The sequence below is a fragment of the Treponema succinifaciens DSM 2489 genome (genome assembly GCF_000195275.1).
GTDB lineage: Bacteria > Spirochaetota > Spirochaetia > Treponematales > Treponemataceae > Treponema_D > Treponema_D succinifaciens.
Map to the genome: position 1 here is coordinate 853,120 of NC_015385.1, position 18,085 is coordinate 871,204.

Annotated in this window: 18 protein-coding genes, 1 tRNA gene and 1 riboswitch; of the genes, 10 read left to right on the top strand and 9 right to left on the bottom strand. The window is 38.5% G+C overall.

Features of this window, described 5'->3' with window-relative positions:
- Window position 1: 1 nt before the first annotated feature.
- The 3 genes from thiD to thiM all read right to left on the bottom strand — a co-directional run bounded on the left by thiD (window position 2) and on the right by thiM (window position 2,417).
- Window positions 2–793: a bifunctional hydroxymethylpyrimidine kinase/phosphomethylpyrimidine kinase gene (gene thiD / locus TRESU_RS04065; RefSeq protein WP_013701028.1), complete on the bottom strand. Its 792-nt coding sequence runs from the start codon at window positions 791–793 to the stop codon at window positions 2–4.
- A 147-nt stretch (window positions 794–940) separates the two neighbouring features.
- Complete coding sequence (thiE, locus tag TRESU_RS04070; protein ID WP_013701029.1) at window positions 941–1,612, bottom strand: thiamine phosphate synthase; 672 nt, start codon at window positions 1,610–1,612, stop codon at window positions 941–943.
- Entirely contained in the window at window positions 1,599–2,417 is an 819-nt protein-coding gene (gene thiM / locus TRESU_RS04075; RefSeq protein WP_013701030.1) for a hydroxyethylthiazole kinase, read from the bottom strand. Before thiM ends, thiE begins: the two co-directional genes overlap by 14 nt.
- A gap of 49 nt (window positions 2,418–2,466) precedes the next feature.
- Window positions 2,467–2,576, bottom strand: a riboswitch (TPP riboswitch).
- A 183-nt stretch (window positions 2,577–2,759) separates the two neighbouring features.
- Here thiM and TRESU_RS04080 point away from each other — a divergent pair.
- The 4 genes from TRESU_RS04080 to TRESU_RS04100 all read left to right on the top strand — a co-directional run bounded on the left by TRESU_RS04080 (window position 2,760) and on the right by TRESU_RS04100 (window position 7,129).
- On the top strand, window positions 2,760–2,981 hold the full coding sequence (locus tag TRESU_RS04080) for a hypothetical protein (RefSeq protein WP_013701031.1): 222 nt from the start codon (window positions 2,760–2,762) through the stop codon (window positions 2,979–2,981).
- 134 nt (window positions 2,982–3,115) lie between these two features.
- A complete protein-coding gene (locus tag TRESU_RS04085) occupies window positions 3,116–4,204 on the top strand; it encodes a hypothetical protein (protein ID WP_013701032.1) in 1,089 nt (362 codons plus the stop codon).
- Between the two features lie 178 nt (window positions 4,205–4,382).
- Window positions 4,383–5,990 carry an NAD(P)/FAD-dependent oxidoreductase gene (locus TRESU_RS04095; protein WP_013701033.1) on the top strand — a complete coding sequence of 536 codons (1,608 nt, stop codon included), beginning with the start codon at window positions 4,383–4,385 and terminating at the stop codon, window positions 5,988–5,990.
- A complete protein-coding gene (locus TRESU_RS04100; protein ID WP_013701034.1) occupies window positions 5,978–7,129 on the top strand; it encodes an ATP-grasp domain-containing protein in 1,152 nt (383 codons plus the stop codon). The genes TRESU_RS04095 and TRESU_RS04100 overlap by 13 nt, the downstream gene beginning before the upstream one ends.
- Before the next feature lie 8 nt (window positions 7,130–7,137).
- Here TRESU_RS04100 and TRESU_RS04105 read toward each other — a convergent pair whose 3' ends face one another.
- Window positions 7,138–8,148 carry a radical SAM protein gene (locus TRESU_RS04105; RefSeq protein WP_013701035.1) on the bottom strand — a complete coding sequence of 337 codons (1,011 nt, stop codon included), beginning with the start codon at window positions 8,146–8,148 and terminating at the stop codon, window positions 7,138–7,140.
- Window positions 8,149–8,152: 4 nt separating this feature from the next.
- Complete coding sequence (locus TRESU_RS04110) at window positions 8,153–8,554, bottom strand: hypothetical protein (protein WP_148228252.1); 402 nt, start codon at window positions 8,552–8,554, stop codon at window positions 8,153–8,155.
- 77 nt (window positions 8,555–8,631) lie between these two features.
- On the opposite strand from TRESU_RS04110, the gene TRESU_RS04115 reads away from it, so the two are divergent.
- The 4 genes from TRESU_RS04115 to TRESU_RS04130 all read left to right on the top strand — a co-directional run bounded on the left by TRESU_RS04115 (window position 8,632) and on the right by TRESU_RS04130 (window position 11,406).
- Window positions 8,632–9,171: an NUDIX hydrolase gene (locus TRESU_RS04115; protein ID WP_013701037.1), complete on the top strand. Its 540-nt coding sequence runs from the start codon at window positions 8,632–8,634 to the stop codon at window positions 9,169–9,171.
- Window positions 9,161–9,442, top strand: coding sequence for a hypothetical protein (locus tag TRESU_RS04120; RefSeq protein WP_013701038.1), 282 nt, complete (start codon window positions 9,161–9,163; stop codon window positions 9,440–9,442). Before TRESU_RS04115 ends, TRESU_RS04120 begins: the two co-directional genes overlap by 11 nt.
- Before the next feature lie 49 nt (window positions 9,443–9,491).
- Window positions 9,492–9,563: transfer RNA gene (locus TRESU_RS04125), tRNA-Cys, on the top strand.
- Window positions 9,564–9,720: 157 nt separating this feature from the next.
- On the top strand, window positions 9,721–11,406 hold the full coding sequence (locus TRESU_RS04130) for a glycoside hydrolase family 3 protein (protein WP_013701039.1): 1,686 nt from the start codon (window positions 9,721–9,723) through the stop codon (window positions 11,404–11,406).
- Between the two features lie 47 nt (window positions 11,407–11,453).
- On the opposite strand, the gene trxA is transcribed toward TRESU_RS04130, so the two are convergent.
- Complete coding sequence (trxA, locus tag TRESU_RS04135; RefSeq protein WP_013701040.1) at window positions 11,454–11,762, bottom strand: thioredoxin; 309 nt, start codon at window positions 11,760–11,762, stop codon at window positions 11,454–11,456.
- Between the two features lie 14 nt (window positions 11,763–11,776).
- Entirely contained in the window at window positions 11,777–11,974 is a 198-nt protein-coding gene (locus tag TRESU_RS04140; protein WP_013701041.1) for a hypothetical protein, read from the bottom strand.
- A 255-nt stretch (window positions 11,975–12,229) separates the two neighbouring features.
- On the opposite strand from TRESU_RS04140, the gene TRESU_RS04145 reads away from it, so the two are divergent.
- Window positions 12,230–14,302 carry a tRNA uridine-5-carboxymethylaminomethyl modification enzyme MnmG/GidA gene (locus TRESU_RS04145; RefSeq protein ID WP_013701042.1) on the top strand — a complete coding sequence of 691 codons (2,073 nt, stop codon included), beginning with the start codon at window positions 12,230–12,232 and terminating at the stop codon, window positions 14,300–14,302.
- Window positions 14,302–15,318, top strand: coding sequence for a Gx transporter family protein (locus tag TRESU_RS14655; protein WP_013701043.1), 1,017 nt, complete (start codon window positions 14,302–14,304; stop codon window positions 15,316–15,318). The genes TRESU_RS04145 and TRESU_RS14655 overlap by 1 nt, the downstream gene beginning before the upstream one ends.
- Here TRESU_RS14655 and TRESU_RS04155 read toward each other — a convergent pair.
- Together TRESU_RS04155 and murJ are read right to left on the bottom strand one after the other, a co-directional pair.
- On the bottom strand, window positions 15,315–16,448 hold the full coding sequence (locus tag TRESU_RS04155) for a M24 family metallopeptidase (protein WP_013701044.1): 1,134 nt from the start codon (window positions 16,446–16,448) through the stop codon (window positions 15,315–15,317). The two genes, TRESU_RS14655 and TRESU_RS04155, sit on opposite strands and share 4 nt — an antisense overlap.
- A gap of 18 nt (window positions 16,449–16,466) precedes the next feature.
- Complete coding sequence (murJ, locus tag TRESU_RS04160) at window positions 16,467–18,077, bottom strand: murein biosynthesis integral membrane protein MurJ (protein WP_013701045.1); 1,611 nt, start codon at window positions 18,075–18,077, stop codon at window positions 16,467–16,469.
- Between the last annotated feature and the right edge of the window lie 8 nt (window positions 18,078–18,085).

The window sequence follows — 18,085 nt, forward strand, 5'->3', positions numbered from 1 at the left end:
TTTAATATTCTCCATTTATTTTGAATGCGTGATTCATCGGACCGCTTCCTTTGCCAAGGTCTAGCATTGCTCCAAGACAGCCTGAAATGTAGTCCTTTGCTTTTTCAACTGAAATCTCAAGGCTTTTTCCCTTTGCAAGATTTGAAGCTATTGCACTTGAAAGTGTGCAGCCAGTTCCGTGAGTGTTGCTGTTGTTTATTTTTTTGCCCTTGAACCATTTTGCTTTTCCAGCCTGAAAGAGCAAGTCGTTTGCATCGTTCAAGTTGTGTCCGCCTTTTAGTAAAACTGCGACATTGAATTTTTCGCTAATTGATTTTGCGGCTTCTTCCATCTGCTCTTCTGAAGAAATTTTTTTGCCGCAAAGAATTTCAGCTTCCGGAATATTCGGAGTGATTACAGTTGCCAGCGGAAAAAGCTCTTCGCACAATGTTTTTACAGCGTCATCTGAAATCAGCTTGAATCCGCTTGTTGAAACCATGACTGGATCAATCACGATGTTTTTTGCGTTGTAGAATTTCAGGCGGTCTGCAATTACCTTGATGAGCGGAACAGAAGAAACCATTCCGGTTTTTACAGCATCCGGAAAAATGTCCGTGAACACGCAGTCCAGCTGGTCTTTTAGAAATTCTGGCGTGGACTCCAAAATTGATTTTACGCCAGTTGTGTTTTGGGCAGTCAGGGCAGTAACAGCGCTCATTGCGTAAACTCCGTTCGCTGTCATTGTCTTGATGTCTGCTTGAATTCCGGCGCCTCCGCTAGAATCAGATCCAGCGATTGTTAATGCAGTTTTCATTTTTACCTCCATGGCTTGAAAACAATCATTATTTTTTATAGCGGCAAAAGTGGTGCTCCCAGTTGCTGCTTTGTTTTAGAAATTCGAGTTTTATAATTTAATGTCATTGTCGTACTTGATACTGCGATGTTTGCATAGCAAATTCGGTTAACAATCTATAAATGACAGAAAAAGTTTTTCTGCGGAAGACTTGAGTTCCTTTGTTGAACTGCGTATATCTTGCTGTGCGAAAATCGCGCTTATAACTGAAACTCCTGCAATGCCGCTGCCTTTAAGCTGGCTCATGTTTTGCAAAGAAATTCCTCCGATTGCTACAACAGGAATTTTTACAGAGCTGCAAATTTCCTTTAAAGTTGAAAGCGGAACATTGTCCGCATCCGTTTTTGTGGATGTTGAAAAAACTGCTCCAACTCCAAGATAGTCAGCTCCGTTTTTTTCTGCCTGCAAAGCCTGCTCAACTGTCTGGCAAGAAACTCCGATGATTTTATCTGCACCCAAGATTTTTCTTGCTTCCTTTAATTCCATGTCGCTTTGCCCGATGTGAACTCCGCAAACGTCTGTTTCTTTTGCGATTTTCACATTGTCATTTATGATTAAAGGAATTTTTTTTGAGGCGCAAATTTCTTTTATGCTGAATGCTTCGTCTAAAAATTCTTTTTCTGAAAGTTCTTTTTCCCTAAGCTGAATCAAAGTTGCGCCGCCTTCAATCGCCTGAAAAACCGCGTCGCTTAAAGTTTCGCAGCAGAAGTTTTTTCCAAGCCAAGCTCTGTCGGTAACGGCATAAAGCAAAAGGGAAGTTTTTAGTTCAACGGATTTCATATTTTGCGCCTGCTTCAAGTTCTGTTCCTGTCATGTTGAAAAGCGCGTCTATGATTCTGTTTCTGTAAGTTGAATTTCCGTCGCCTTCCTGCATTTTTTGCCAGGCGATTTCACCGGCAAGTCCCATTGCGCAAACTGCCGCCGCGCTAGATTCCAATGTGTTTTTTCCTGCGCAGATAAAAGCTGTCATAATTCCGCTTAGCTGGCATCCAGTTCCCGTTATGCGTCCCATCTGCGGTTTGCCGTTTCTGATGACAAAGCATTTTTTTCCGTCTGAAACTAAATCGATTGCACCTGTGATTGCGACAACGCAGTTTTGTTTTTCCGCGAAATTTTTTGCAAATGCAACTGCGGATTCAAGGTTGCTTTCTGAAACTGCGTCTTCAATGTTTGCGTCCACACCTTTTGTTTTTCCGCTTCCGGTTGCGAGAGTTTTTATTTCTGAAATATTTCCGCGGATTACATCAAATTTGATTTTGCTTATAAGTGCAAGCGCGGTCTTTGTTCTAAGAGTGCTTGCTCCGGCACCGACTGGATCTAACAAAATCTTGTGATTCAGGCTCTGTGCTTTTTTTCCGGCTGCAAGCATGGCTCTTATTGTGTTGCGGTTGAGCGTTCCAATGTTTATGTTCAAGCCATTGCAAATTGAAGTGATTTCTGCGGCTTCTTTTTTTTCATCTGCCATAATCGGACTTGCGCCCACTGCGAGAATTGCGTTTGCAACATCGTTGACTGTTACATAATTTGTGATGTTGTGGATGAGCGGAGAATTTTCTTTTACTGAATCAAGACATTCTTTAAACATATCGGCCTCTTTAAAAATTATGATTTGAATAATTCCGCGGTGAATTTAAAGAGGTTTGTTTTTACAAGTCCCTACGTTGGCATTATCCAAATCAGGTTGCGGGTCAAGGAACACATCCTACTCTCAGCAAGCTTTGCGCAAGCTCCCCGTGCATTAGCTATTATAAAAAAATTGCAGATAATTTCAATATGTTTTGCTGTCATTATCGGACTTGACCCTATAATCGTCAGGCACGGTAATGACAGTTTATTAAAAAAATTGAATTTCTTTTGTAAAAAGTTGACATTCGCAAATGAACTGAATCATAATATAAAATATGCGTTAATTTACTGGAGGTATTTTATGAAGAAATTTATTTTTCCTGCTTTATTTGCGTTTTTATTTGTGTTCGCTTCGTGCATGAATATGTCCGGCTCTTCTGGTGAAGGCGGCTCGGTGCGTGTTGTTTTGCCGGGAAGTGCGCGCTATTCTTTTAGTCAGGACAAGGCAGATAAATTTGTTGTAACTATAAGTTTGGGCTCTAAACTTGTTGACACAAAAACTGGGTTTTCGGGGGGGGGGTAATAGAATTTGACGAACTTAATCCCGGAGACTATACAATAGAAGCTAAAGCCTTTGATTCGAATGAAGGCGATCTTGTTGTTGGCTGGGGAACCTCTAGCGTAACAGTAAATGCTGGAGAGAGCACGGACTGCGCATTGGCTTTGGCTCTTACAAAATGTATTTCTACATTTGATTCCGTTCCTTCTAGTTCTAAATATAAATATCTTGCAGTTGCTTCTTCTGCTGACATGGTAAAACTTGGTGAATGGATAAAGTCCGGAAGCGACTTGGAAGGAATTACGATTACGCTTGCGGATGACGTTGATTTGGCAGATTATGCGGACGACTGGCAACCGATTGGATTTATAAAATCAACTGAAGACAGTGATGCGGACAGTAATAATATGCCATTTAGGGGAACATTCAACGGAAACGGAAAAACAATTTCGTACGAAATAAAAAAACGAGAAGATGGACTTGACAGCCAAGTGTTTGGTTTGTTTTTTGATAATTACGGAACAATTGAAAATCTTGTTGTTAATCAGACTTATTCAGGAGATCTTAGCAACCGTATGCTGAGCCGTGGAGGAATGATTTGTGCATATAACTATGGAAATATAAAAAACTGTATTGTAATGTCAGATATTGCCATAGGTACAAGAAGTGACACTGCCGGAATATGTAAAGTTAATACTGAAAGCGGAAAAGTAGTAAACTGTTTTGTAACCGGCAATATAGAAAATCAATTGGATGCTTACTGGCGTGGTTCATATCAGAAAACGGGTGGAATCTGTGCAATAAACTATGGAACTGTAGAAAATGTTGTAAGTGCTGTGAATATAAAAACAAAAAGTCTTATAGATAATAAGGAACGATTAAATAATATTGCTGCTGCAATCGCTGCAAGAACAGATGGCTATTTAACTAATTGCTACTGGCTTAAAGACAGCATAAATCAAGATGGAAATTTAAAAAATCATATTGCCTATACAAATTATGGTGATTATACTGAAGAAAACTGTATTCCAGACCCGTCAAAAATCACAGGCTGCGGCTGGTTTGACACAAACAGTCCGTCCGCTTCTGTTACTGCCGGAACTACGTCAGAATGTAAGAGCGCGCAGACACTTGCATACAGCGGCACTCTGATTCAAATGCTGAACGCTTATGTTTCCGCAAGTTCTGATTCCGGACTCAAGAGATGGACGGCAGGCGCAGATGGTTCTCTTTCATTGGATTTTTAGCCTTTGAAATTGCCGTGTCAAGCACTGTAATGACAGGAAGCACGTGATACTCCAAGCAAGCCAGAGTATGACAGGTAAAATAAACTTGTCATATTCTGGCAAAAAAATGTCATCTTCGGGCTTGCCCCGGAGAACTTTGGCTGTTGATTCCTCTTTCTTTTCTATATAGACTGTCTGCATGATAAAAGAAGTTTCCATTGTGATTCAGCCTGAAAAAGAAAAGGATGAAAATTTCATACAAAAAGAAATCTGCCTTGCATTAAAAAAACAAGGAATCAGCTTTGAAGAAAAAGACATTTCAACTGTATTTGTAAAAAAATCGATTGACGCGCGCCATAGAAATATAAAGCTTTTCTTGCGCTATAAAGTTTACATCGGGGAAAATCCTTCTGATGAATTTGCTTTGCCTGAATGGAAAACTGCGGATGGAAAAAGAACTGTTGCTATAATCGGTTCTGGACCTGCAGGACTCTTTGGAGCGCTGAAACTTTTGGAGCATGGAGTTAGGCCTGTCGTAATTGAGCGTGGCAGCGAAACTTCAAAGCGTAAACGCGACATTGCCATGATAAGCACAACTGGAATTGTCGATGAAAATTCAAATTACTGTTTTGGTGAAGGAGGAGCTGGAACTTTCAGCGATGGAAAACTTTACACACGCAGCAACAAGCGCGGAAACATAAATGGCATTTTAAAAATCTTTGAGCATTTCGGGGCGGACAAAAAAATTCTTACGGACGCTCATCCTCATATCGGCACAGACAAACTTCCGGCAATTGTAAACAACATTCGGAATTTTATTTTGCAACAGGGCGGCGAATTTCTTTTTGATACTGAATGTGTTGATTTCATTTTAGAAAAATCCGGCAGTGAAAAAATTGTAAAAGGCGTTGTTGTAAAAAATCATGGCGAAATAAAAAGTATTTTTGCGGATGCTGTTCTTCTGGCAACAGGGCATTCAGCTGACAGTATTTATACTTTGCTTGCAAAAAATTCCCCGGAATCTCTTGAAGCAAAAACTTTTGCAATGGGTGTTCGTGTTGAGCATCCAAGAACTTTGATTGACTTAATTCAGTTTCATGGAGAAAAAAAACAGGAACTAGGAGCTGCAGAATACAGACTTACTTCGCAAATTGACGGGCGTGGTGTTTACAGTTTTTGTATGTGCCCGGGAGGTTTTGTTGTTCCAAGCAGCACCGGTCCATCTGAAATTGTCGTGAATGGAATGTCTGCCGCAGGACGCAATAGCAAGTGGAGCAATTCAGCGATTGTTGTAGAAACTCGCCCGGAAGATATTCCTAATGAATTTGTTGAAAAAGCAAAGTCAATTGGAACTGAAAAAATTGCGGGGCTTCTTTTTAGAAAATTTATTGAGCAGAAAACTTTTGAAAATGGAATAGGACAAAAAGCTCCGGCTCAACGTCTTGTGGATTTTCTGAATCGCAAGTCAAGTGAAAGCCTTCCGCCTGCAAGCTATGCTCCCGGAGTTGTCGCAAGCCGTTTGGATGAATGGCTTCCCGCTCAAATTTCAAATCGCCTTGAAAAAGCTTTTGTGGAATTCAACAAGTCAATGAAAGGCTTTGTCTGTGATGACGCGCTTTTGATTGCTTCGGAAACACGCACAAGCACTCCTGTAAGAATTCTTCGTGGCAAGGAAAGTTTTGAATGCCTTGGTTTGAGGAATCTTTTTCCGGCTGGAGAAGGAAGCGGATATTCCGGCGGCATTGTAAGTTCTGCAATGGACGGTGAAAATGCCTGTGAAAGGATTGCACTGCAATGGAGCAAATAGTTTTAGCGGGTGCTTCTTTTGTTTTTGGCTTGGACGAAATAAGAGAGGCATTTTTGAGTATTGGAATTGAATCTTCTTTTGCGGAAGTTCCCTATATGCTCAAGTATCAAAAAATTTCAGAAAAAGAAAAAATAGAATTTACTGAAAAAATTTCAGAAAATAAAATTGTTGTTCCGCTGTCTGAATATTGGATTTCTGAATGTATAAAAAGTAATAATTGCAGGATTTCAAAAAACGCATTGCTGGCTTCGCGCTCGAAAAAAAAACTTTATAGTTTGCTGAGCATTTTTAAAGTTCCAAAAAATTTTGATTCGATTCAGCAGGCAAAAGATTTTGTCAATCAAACTGGAAAAAGTATAATTGTAAAACCCGACGGACTTTTTTCTGGCTATGGAATAAAAATTTCAAACAAAGAAAATATTGATGAAGTTGAAAAATTTATTTTTAATGCCCGCAATGTGAATAACCGCGCGCTAAAACTTTTTGAAATTAAAAACAACAATGCGCTTGTTACAGAATATATTTTTGGAAAAGAATACAGCGCGGATATTTTTTATTTTAAAGGAAAAATTTCTTTGGTCCGGCTTTGCAAAAAAGAAATTGTCTTTATTCATGGAACTCCGTGCACTGCGGTTTATCAGCTTTTGAATCCTACCGCGGAAATAAAGTCAGTTCTTGAAAAATGGTGCAATGCTTTATTTGAAAAAGAAAATATTTCATTCGGGCAGTTTGATTTTATTGAAGACCGTGATGGCGATTTTGTTCCGATTGATTTTGCGCCTAGAATTGGCGGCGGAATTGAAGAGCTTTTAAAGTGCTGCAAAAAAAATGTCTATGCGGATGCTGTGCTGAATATTTTTAATAAAAATGAAAACAACATTTTGCCTTTGGATGAAAAATATCTTTCGCAGTTTAATTATCTTCCTACAAAAAGCGGAAAAATTTTCAATGACAACTATAAGCTTCTTTCTGGAAAAAAAATCATTTACAAGCACAATGGAGACTTTGTTCCTGAATGTCCTTCAAGCTCTGCAAGCAGAATCGCAGTTGTAATTGCACGTCATAAATCGCCTGTTGAAAAAGAAATTTTATATTCGCTTTTAATTGGCAGTGAGCATATTGAGTTTTGGAAAAAATGATTTAAAAATCAATTTGTTAAAAATTTTTCTTTCCAATGCCAAATAGGTTTTGCAAGCGCGTTGCTGAAAGGTTGCGTTCTGTTAAAGTCAGGAAGCCAGCTTGTGTCGTCGCTCAAATCTTGATAAAACAAATATTCAAAGTCGTAGGCTTCAATAATGTCGCGCAAAGTTTCATCTTCGTCTTTGTTAATCAAGCGGTTTTCAAAAGCGTTAAGAGAATTTTCTCTCCAGTTTTTTTCAGCTTCAGTTTTTGACTTAAAAGGAACAGGCGTGTACTGCGACATGAGTGAAATGCAGCTTTTTCCGTCCGCATTTTTTTTCAGCCATTCAAGCGCAAGAATTGTGTCATCAATTTTTCCAGGTAAAGCAAGATGTCTTATTATAACACCGCGTTTTATTTTTTCTTTCTTTTCACCGTTTTTTGAAACTTCTTCTATTTTAAGCGGAAATTTTTTTATCATCCAGCTGATGCTTTTTTTTGCAACAAGCGGATAATCTTCTGCCATAAAAAGTTTTTTGCTTGCCTTGCTGCTGATTGTTTTAAAATCCGGAAGCCATATATCGACAACATTTTTTAAAAGCTCAAGACTTTCAACTGATTCATAAGCGCTGGAATTCCAGGCAACCGGAATTTCAAGCCCTGAATTTTTTGCTGCTTTTATGAACTGCGCGATTTTTGGAATGTGATGGCTTCCAGTAACTAAATTTATATTTTCAGCTCCAAGCTCTTGAAGCGTGATGCAGATTTTTACAAATTCCTTTTCATCTACATTTGCGCCCATTCCTTGCTGGCTTATCTGATAATTTTGGCAGAACGAGCATTTTAAAGTGCAGCCCGTAAAAAAAATTGTTCCGCTTCCGCCGAAAACTGTAATGAGCGGTTCTTCGCCAAAATGCAATCCTGCAGAAGCGATTTTCAAATTTTCTGTTTCTCCACAGAATCCAGTTTTTCCGCTATTTCTGTCTGACTGGCATTTTCTTGGACACTGAATGCAGTTCTGGTAAAAATTTTTTTCCATATTATTACATTGCCTGTTTGTCTAAAAAAATCATCATCATGCTGTTTAAAGTTTCAATTGGAATTTCTTCTGCCTCGCAATTTGTAATTTGGCAAAGTTCTTTCCAGTCATCTTTGCTCAATGCTTCTGTTGAAAAAATATCATTTTCTATGAGAGCCTGCATTGCTCCAAGAATTTTTATGTGCTCTTCTGTCGGCTCATTCTCTGGCTGGTTTGAATTCAAAATATATTTGTTCATCCAGTAATCAGAAAAAGCGTCCGCAAGCGACTTTAAATTTCTATTTGAGTTTGAAAATAAATTCTGAATTTGAACGCAGACTTTTTTTCCATCGTAAACTGGATTTTCTGAACGATAATGCTTTTTGATTTTTTGAATATCTGAAAAAAATTTTTGAATGTTATCCATGAAGTAAATATACATTTAATTTTCGAAAAATAAAATAGCAGTTTTTAATTGTGTCTATTTTGTGCTATAATATTTTTATGGAAAATAATAGATTTAATTTTTGTCCTGAATGCGGCTCAAAAAAAATCCAGACTCTTTTGAACGGAAGGCAATGGTTCTGCCCTGACTGCGGGCTTGAGCTTTTTAACAATGTTGCTTCTGCGGTTGGCGTGATTCTTGAAAATGAAAAACATGAAATTCTTTTTGAACGCCGGGCAAAGGAACCTAGAAAAAATTTTCTTGCATTTCCAGGAGGATTTTGCGAACCTGATGAAGAGCCTGAAAAAAGCGTGATGCGTGAATGTTCTGAGGAAATTGGAGTTGTGCCGGAAAAAATAAAATTTGTCGGAGCATTTCCAAATACTTATGTTTACAAAAAAATAATTTATAAAACCTGCGATATGTTTTATTCAGCGTCCCTGCCTTCTGGTTTTGAATTCAAAACTCAAAAAAGTGAGGTCATTTCACTTGAATGGGTGAAGGTTGAATCTTTGGCGGATATAGAAAAAATTCCATTGGCATTTGAATCTGCAAAAAAAGCTCTTTTAAAATATCTGGAGATAAAAAATGCGCGCTAGTTTTTTTATTTGTATTGCAGGAATTGCAGCTTATCTTTGCGTTTTGTTTTTTTACTGCATGAAAATTTCAGCAAAAAAAAATGCCATGAAAAAAGAAGACAAGAAAATTCAAAAAGCCAGCGCATCGTTTGTAAGCAGTTTGCTTCTTTGCGCTCTTGTTGAGGTTCTTCCGATTTTGATTCCGCTAAAAACTTACGTGATTGTAATTGTGTGCCTGTGCGGAATTTTTGGTTCTTATCTTGTTTTAAAAGAACGTTTTGAAAAATTGTAAATTCCACTAGACAAGAATCTTTTTTCTTGCTATAGTATTTCCACGTTATGGCGTCATACCCAAGTGGTAAGGGACTGGTCTGCAAAACCACTATGCATCGGTTCGATTCCGATTGACGCCTTTCGCAATTGAAGATGTCTTTTTTTAAGGCATCTTTTTTTTGCGCTTACGGATTTTACAAGCTAAGCTGGAATCCGATTTTATATATTGCTGCCTTCGGGTGGCATTTTTTTTATAAAATTGCATTTTTTGTCTGTTTAAGTTAAAATATTTTTTCAATGAAATTAAAAGTTGTAGCATTTTTTTTCTGTTCAGTAATTTTTACAGTTGCCTTTGCTGATTCTGCAAAAATAGATTTTTGGAGCGACATTCCGCCTGAGCCTCTTTCTAAAAAGCTTGTTGAATCCATGGGCGATGAAGAGCTTCTTGCGCAGATTCTTATGTTCGGATGGGCAGGGGCAGAGCCTAGCGACTTGCTGAATTCCTGGGTGATTCAGCGCGGGCTTGGAAGTGTAAAAGTTTTTGGCTGGAATACTGACAATATTCAGAAAGTGGCAAAGTCAGTGCGGATTCTTCAGCAGGAAGCTGCAAGCAGGTCTTTAAAAATTCCGCTGTTTGTTGCTACAGACCAAGAAGGAGGCTGGATTCGCCATGTAAAAGGTGAAACTTCTGATACCCCGGGGAATCTTGCGATTGGAGCTTCCGGTTATCCTTTGGATGCTTATTATTCCGGCTTTTATATAAACCGCGAAATCCGCGCGCTTGGAATTAACATGAATTTTGCTCCGACTGTGGATTTATATACAAATTTGAATTCAAGCGTAATCGGTCCGCGCTCTTTTGGCTCTGATCCTGTTGATTCTGGAATTTTGGGTGAAGCTTTTGCGGCAGGCTCTATGGACGCTGGTGTTATTCCGACTGCAAAACATTTTCCGGGACATGGAGATACAAGCCTTGACAGCCACGGAAGGCTTCCGCAGATTGAAATTGATGCGCGGACTTTGGTGAACCGTGAGCTTGTTCCGTTTGAATATTTGATAAAGGCGAAAATTCCTGCAATAATGAGCGGGCATCTTTCATTTCCGCAGATTGAAAGCGATGGAACTCCTGCAAGCCTTTCAAAAAAATTTCTAACTGATATTTTGCGCCGCCAGATGAATTACGATGGCCTTATAATTACTGATGACATGATGATGAACGGAGCTACTTTGTTTGCCGGCTCCTTTCATCGTGCCGTGATGATGGCGATCGAGGCTGGAAACGACATTATAATTTCTTCCACGACTGCCGGACTTTATGACAATATGTGGACGCGCAATCTTGAGCGGATGAGAACAAATTCAGAATTTAAAGAACGTGTAAAAGATGCCGCCCGTCGCGTTATTTTTACCAAGCTGAATTATTTTAAAAGTGAAAACCATGCGCCGCTTTATCCTGATGAGAATTCAATTTTTGAGCACATTCCTGATAAGGACGGTCAGAAATTTTTCCTTGAGCAAGCTTGCCGTTCCGTGAGCGTTTACAAGCAAGGCACTGCTTTTCCATTGAAGCCTGCTGAAGGTGAGCGGGTTTTAATAGCAGGACCTTTTCTTGCGCTTTATAGTGAAGGCCGAAAGCGTTATCCAAATGTTTCAACTTTTCACTTTAGTTATGAACTGAAAAACGACAACAGCAATTTTGATAATTGGAATGCAGCCTCTTTGGTTTCCGTGGCTGATAGCTATGACACAATTATTATTTGTGTTTATGACAAGCACACGGCGAATATTGCTAAACGTTTGCGGTACATGGACAAGCGTGTTGTCATTCTTTCGATTATGTCGCCGGTTTTTGTTCTAGATGATTTTGACTGGGCGGACACGATTCTCTGCGGATACAGCTACTCAGGTTATTCGTTTGCGGCTTTGTTTGGAGCTTTGAGCGGAGAATTTATTCCGCAGGGAATTGTTCCGTTGAAGCACTAAAAAAATCCGTCTAACGATAAAAAATCTTCAGGCGGATTTTGAAAATGCTATTCTATCAACTTTAGAATTTCTTCTTTTGGCTGATATCCGACGCTTGTTCTTACCACTTTGCCGTTTTTGAAAAGCACAAGCATCGGAATGCTTGCAATTCCAAATTGTGTTGCGAGGGCTGGCTCTTCATCAACATTTACTTTTCCAACTTTTAAGGTTTCTGATTTTTCCGCCGCAATTTCTTCAATTATAGGCGACAGCATTCTGCAAGGACCGCACCAAGTTGCCCAAAAGTCCACGAGCACCGGCTTGGTTGAATTTAAAACTTCTTCTTTGAAATTTGATTCATTGATTTTTACTTCCATAATTTCCTCCAAAATTATTTTGATTTATAATAAAGCATGCAATGACAAAATCCTTCAAAGTCAGGATCTTTTATCTGGTCTCTGAATTCTTTGCACATACATTTTGTGTCTGGAGTTTTTTCAACTCTGCACGGACAGTAGCCGTTTTTTTGCTTTAAGCCTTCTTTTACAGTTCGCGCAATTTCAGAATTTGGATTTTCAGTTATTTTCATATTTCCTCCAAATAAATTGAATGAATCATGTTTTTAATTCTGGTGCATTTTTCTGTCATAATAAAAGATACAAAATGTTTTCGCGTAAGACAAGTTGATTAGGAATGTCGCTTGCAAAATATGTTTCTTCCATTTAAGTTTGAAATTTGGTATACTTTGCGCATTTAGAAAATTGAAGATCCGGGCTTTTGAGTTTTTGTTTTTCGCTGAAAAATTTTGCTTTAAAAACTTCCCGCTTTTTTAAATAGAGGAACTATGGCTTTTTATGATTCATTCGATGTAGCAGTTTGCGGCGGAGGTCATGCCGGCATAGAGGCTTCCCTTGCTTGCGCCAGAATGGGATTAAAGACAATTTTAATTACGCAGTCGATTGACTCAATTGGAAGAATGAGCTGCAATCCTTCAATCGGCGGAATTGCAAAAGGAAATATTGTCCGGGAAATTGATGCGCTTGGCGGAGAAATGGGAAGGCTGATTGACCGCTCGATGATTCAGTTTAGAATGCTGAACAAAAGCCGCGGTCCTGCAGTTCAAGCTCCTCGTTCCCAAGCCGACAAAATTGTTTATTCATCTCTTGCGCGCCATGTTGTGGAAACTACGGAAAATCTTTCAACATTGATGGACACTGTTGTTGATGTTTTGACTGTAGCCTCGGATGTGCCGTTGCCAAAAGACAGTTCTGGTTCTTTGGAGTCAGGTTCGATTCCAGGAGAAAAACGTTCAGGCTCTTCATACACTTTTGCAACACAAGCTTGCCGCAGCGGAATGAGACAAAAAATTATCGGCGTTGTTACGGAGCGTGGAAGAATTATTCCTTGCCGCGCCGCAGTTCTTACAACGGGAACTTTTTTGGGCGGAAGAATTTTTATCGGAGAATACGATGCTCCCTGTGGACGTTTGGGAGAGTCTGGTGTATTTGGTTTAACAGAAAGTTTGAGCCGTCTTGGATTTACAACAGGCAGATTGAAGACAGGAACTCCTCCGCGGATTTTAAAGCACACAGTTGATTTTTCAAGATTTGAACTTCAGGAAGGCGACAAGGAAATCCTTCCGTTTAGTTTTGATGACGAAAAAATTGAACGCCCTATGGTGCCGTGCCATTTGGTCTATACAAATGAAGAAACTCATAAAATAATCAGAGAAAATATAAACCGCTCGCCTTTGTATTCTGGAAAAATCAGCGGGGTTGGTCCTCGCTATTGTCCGAGCATAGAAGACAAAGTTATGCGTTTTGCTGAACGGAACAGGCATCAGCTTTTTGTTGAGCCAGAAGGACTTGAAACTGATGAGATTTATCTGAATGGATTAAGCTCCAGTTTGCCAGAAGAAGTCCAGGATGCTTTTTTGAGAACTATGCCAGGATTTGAAAATTGTGTTGTAAGCCGTCCGGGGTATGCTGTTGAATATGACTATGTTGAGCCGACACAGCTTTTTCCTTCTCTTGAGACAAAACGTGTTGCTGGTCTTTTTAATGCCGGGCAAATCAATGGAACTTCAGGCTATGAAGAAGCGGCAGGACAGGGACTTGTTGCCGGAATAAATGCCGCGCTTTATGCAAGGGAACATAAAAAATTATGCGGACCGATTTGCGCTTCAGACTCATCATTCGGTTCTTCTCCTGCAAGTTCAGAGCCGGGAAAATTTATGCCCAAACCAGTTTTCAATTCTGATGAGCTTAAAAATTTTTCTGAAATTTCCGCGCGGGAAACAGAAGCCTTGTCCAAAAAATTAAAGGAAACGCAAAAGGAATTTGGCTTTGATTCGTTTGAAAAAATTCCGTCTTACGAGCCGCTTGTTCTTGGACGCGATGAAGCTTACATTGGAGTTCTTATTGATGACCTTGTTACACTTGGAACAAAAGAGCCGTACAGAATGTTTACTGCCCGCGCTGAGTACAGGCTTAAACTTAGGCATGACACTGCTGACAGACGATTGAGGAAAAAAGGCTTTGTTGTAGGACTTATTTCAAAAGCGCAGTTTGAGCAGATGAATTTGAAATATCAGAAAGTTGACGAAGCGCTTGAATTTTTGAGCAAGCATCCGGATGCTGAAAATCCAGGAAACTTTAACAGCCTTGAATGGACTTTGGCGCAAGAAGATTTTAAATACCGCTATTATATTGAAAAGCAGGATTCAAGAGTTGCAAAAATGCATCGTATGGAAAACGCAAGAATCCCGGCTGATTTTGATTATTCAAAAATTGTCGCATTGTCTTCTGAAAGCCGCGCAAAGCTTGAAAAAATCCGGCCGCTGACTTTAGGACAGGCTTCAAGAATAAGCGGAATCAGGAACAGCGACATAATGCTTTTGATGGTTTATCTTCGTTAATGGAAAAAATCGACTGGAACAAAATTGCTTTTTTTTCTGCTCTCTGCTTTTTTCTTTCCGCTTTGGAATATGCAGTTCCAAAGCCGTTGCCTTTCTTTAAAATTGGATTTGCAAATCTTCCAATTTTGATAAGCCTTTCAGTACTGAAAAAAAAAGAAACAATGCTTCTTGTTTTTCTAAAAATTTTCTTGCAGGCAGTTATAAGCGGAACTTTGTTTTCTTATGTCTTTGTTTTCTCTTTTGCAGGTTCTGTTGCTTCCGGACTTTTCATGATGCTTGCATATTTTATTTTTAGAAGCAAAATTTCTTTCATTGGAATTTCCGTTTGTGGCGGACTTGCAAATAATGTTGCTCAGATTTTTTTAGCTGGCATTTTTATGTTTGGCTCGAATGTGAAATTTATTGCGCCTCCAATGCTTTGTGCTTCGTTTTTCACTTCGTTGTCTTTGGGAAGTTTTGCAGAAAATTTTTGCAGGAAATCAGTTTGGTTTAATGAACTTGTTCTTAAAAGTCCGGTGAAAATTGACTCAACATTTTCAGAAATTGAAAAGGTGAATTTTTTTTATGTTTTTCTTTCTGCAATTGGTTTTTCTGTTTTGACTTTTAGAAATTCAGTTTTTGAAATTTATTTTGTTGTTGTGCTTTTTGTCTTTTTAGGTTTTATAAAAAAAAGAACTTTGAAAATTTTTCCGTCTGTTCTTTTGATTTTTTTTATTGTATTTTTTTCTTTGTTTTCTCCGCATGGAAAAATTCTATTTTCTTTTGGGAAATTAAATATAACTTTGGGAGCTTTGAATTTGGGACTTGCAAAAGCAGGTCGGCTTTGTGGCTTTGTTTTTATATCGCAGTTTGTAATTTCAAAAAATATTTTTTTTCATGGCAGAGCCGGAAAGTTTTTTTCTAATGTCATGTCTTATTTTTCAAAATTGACAGAAACAAAAATCCGGCTGAAAAAAGAAAATTTTATTTCTCAAATTGACAGCCGGCTTTGCAAAGTTTGGCAAAATGAAATTTAAATTCTAAAAATTTCTGAGTGCGTTAAAACTTCATTGCCAGTTTCTGTTATTAGAATGTCATTTTCAAGACGAGTTCCGCCAAGCGTTTTGTCGTAAAGACCAGGTTCAAGTGTTATGATATTTCCAGCCTTAAAAACATCATTTTCATTTGCTCTCATGCTTACAAACGGCTCTTCGTGAATTTCAAGGCCTGTTCCGTGTCCAAGTCCGTGAGGCATAACTCTGTTTATTTTTGCGAAAATTTCATCAGCCTTTTTTACTGCGCGTGAAATTTTTTCGTTCGGTATATAAAGTTTTTTACATTCATCCGCGGCTTCTTGCACGGCTTTTAAAAGCTTTTCTTGTTCCTTTGAAAGCGGACTTTTTGCAATTGTGATTGTGCAGTCGCTTGCGTAGCCCTCATAGCAAACTCCATAGTCCAAAATTGACAATCCCTGAGTTCCCCAGTTTCCTTGCGTGTATCCCGGAAAAGCGTGGATTGCAAAGCTTCGCTCTGGTCCTGCGGCGAGCGTGTCAAAACTTGTGCGTTCTGCGCCTTTTATTCTTAGTTCTCGTTCTGCAAAAAGCGCAACATCGGTTTCAGTTTTTATTTTTCCTTGGCGCAAATTTTCCACGATGATTTTTGTCATTTCATCTGTAATTGCGGCGGCTTTTTTTGTGCAGGAAATTTCATAGTTGTCTTTTATGGCGCGAAGTGATTTTACAAAGTCATGCGCAGAATTTTCTTCAGCGCAGATTTTAAAGTTTTCAAGTTTTTCTGAATATTTTTTAAACTGAATGTATGGTGTTTCTGGAGAAATGCAGACTTTTGATTTTTTTTCAGAAATGGATGAAGTTAAAATTTCTTTTGAGGCATTTATATAGCTTCTTTTAAATTTTTCAGAAGGGATTATTTCATCTGCAAATGCTTTGTCTTTTGCTAAATTTTCATCCCACGGAATTAAAAAAGATTTTCCGCTGTCCAAAATAATTAAAGATGCGTCGCTTGGATGTCCGCAAAGATAACGCACGGCAACATCTCTTCGTTGTTCAGAATCTTCAAAAATTGCCGCCTTGATATTGTTTTGCTTTAAATACTCGCTGACTTTTTTCCGCCTGTCTTCATAAATTTGTTTTAAATTAAAATTCATTTTTCCTTCCCTGAAATTTTATTTTTGCTTTGAAATTTTTTCAAATGCTGTTTTTAAAAGTGAATCTTTTGAAATAAAAAGGAGCGCAAGTCCTATTGCTCCGAAAATTGCCGCAGTTATAAAAATAGGAATTCCTTGTGAAATGATTCTTGGATTTCTGCTGAAAAATTTAATGAAATAATTTTTTGTCAAAACGACAGGAACAACTGCAATTACAGAAAATGCTGCGATTTTTATTGCATACAAAACTGCAAGTTTTAAAATGTTTCCAACGTGAATTGATTTTGTTTTTCTTAAAAATATAAAAAGCATCAATGTATTTGCCGCGCTTGCAATTGTGAGAGCCAGCGCAATTCCTTTTCCTTTAAATTTAATTGAAAGAATTGAAGCCAGCGCAATGTTCACGGCGAAATTTATAAGCCCTGCGATTGTGGGGCTTTTTGTGTTTTGCTGAGCGTAAAATGCCGGGGAAACAATTCTGTTTACGGCAATAAAAAAAAGTCCCGCGATGTGAAAGTTAAAAACTTCAACAGTCATCTTGGTTGATTCAGAATTGAATTTTCCGCCTGCAAAAATCAGCGTGATAATATTTTCGCCCATCGCAAGTGAATAAAATGTTACCGGAATTGCAATCAGCGCCATGATTTTTATTGACTGGATCAAAAGCGAATTGAAATTTTCCCACAGATTTTTTTTTGCAAAACCAGTCAAATCCGGAAGAATTACAGTTCCGATTGTTACAGCGCAAATTCCCAAAATCAATTCCTGAAGCCTGAGCGAATATTGAAGGCTTGAAACGATTCCTTCTCCTGCGCGCGCCGCCAGTGCCGAAGACACAATGTCGTTTATCTGGTAGCCCGCCATTCCGATTATCGTCGGACCAATCAGTGCAAAAACTTTTTTGCTTCCTTCATTTGAAAATGCTTTTTTTAAATTTACAAAAGTTATTTTCCAGTTGTTTTTTAAAACGAACGGAAGCTGAAAAAGAGCCTGAATTGTTCCACCGGAAATTACGCCGATTGCCATTGCTCTTGCAGGATTTGCCGTAAAGCGCGAAAGAATGAATGTTGATGAAATTACAATTATATTGAAAAGAATCGGAGTGAATCCTGACGGCGAAAATATTTTAAGTCCGTTTAAAATTCCCTGAAAAAAAGCCGCCACGGAAATTACAAAAAGATACGGAAACATTATCCTTGTCAAGACAACTGCTTCTTCCATTGAATTTTTATCAGCATAAAAAATCCGCAGAATGAGCGGCGCAAAAATAATTCCGGCGATTACAAAAATTGATGTCAGGAAAACAACCAGCGTAAAAGTTGCGCTTATAAAATCCTGCGTTTTTTGTTTTCCTTCTGAAGTTCCGCATTCTTCAAGATGATTTTTAAAAGTCGGAATAAACGCCACGGAAATTGAATTTTCAGCAAAAAGCCTGCGGAAAAGATTCGGAATCATAAAGGCAATTCCAAATGCGTCTGAAAAAGCTGAAGTTCCTAAAAAGCGTGCTTTTGTCATTTCCCTTGCGAGTCCAAGCACTCTTGAAACCAATGTAAGCATTGAAAGTGAAATTCCTTTTGCTAAAAGTGAATTTTGCGCATTTTTTTCTTTATTTTTTTGAGAAGTAGACATATAATATA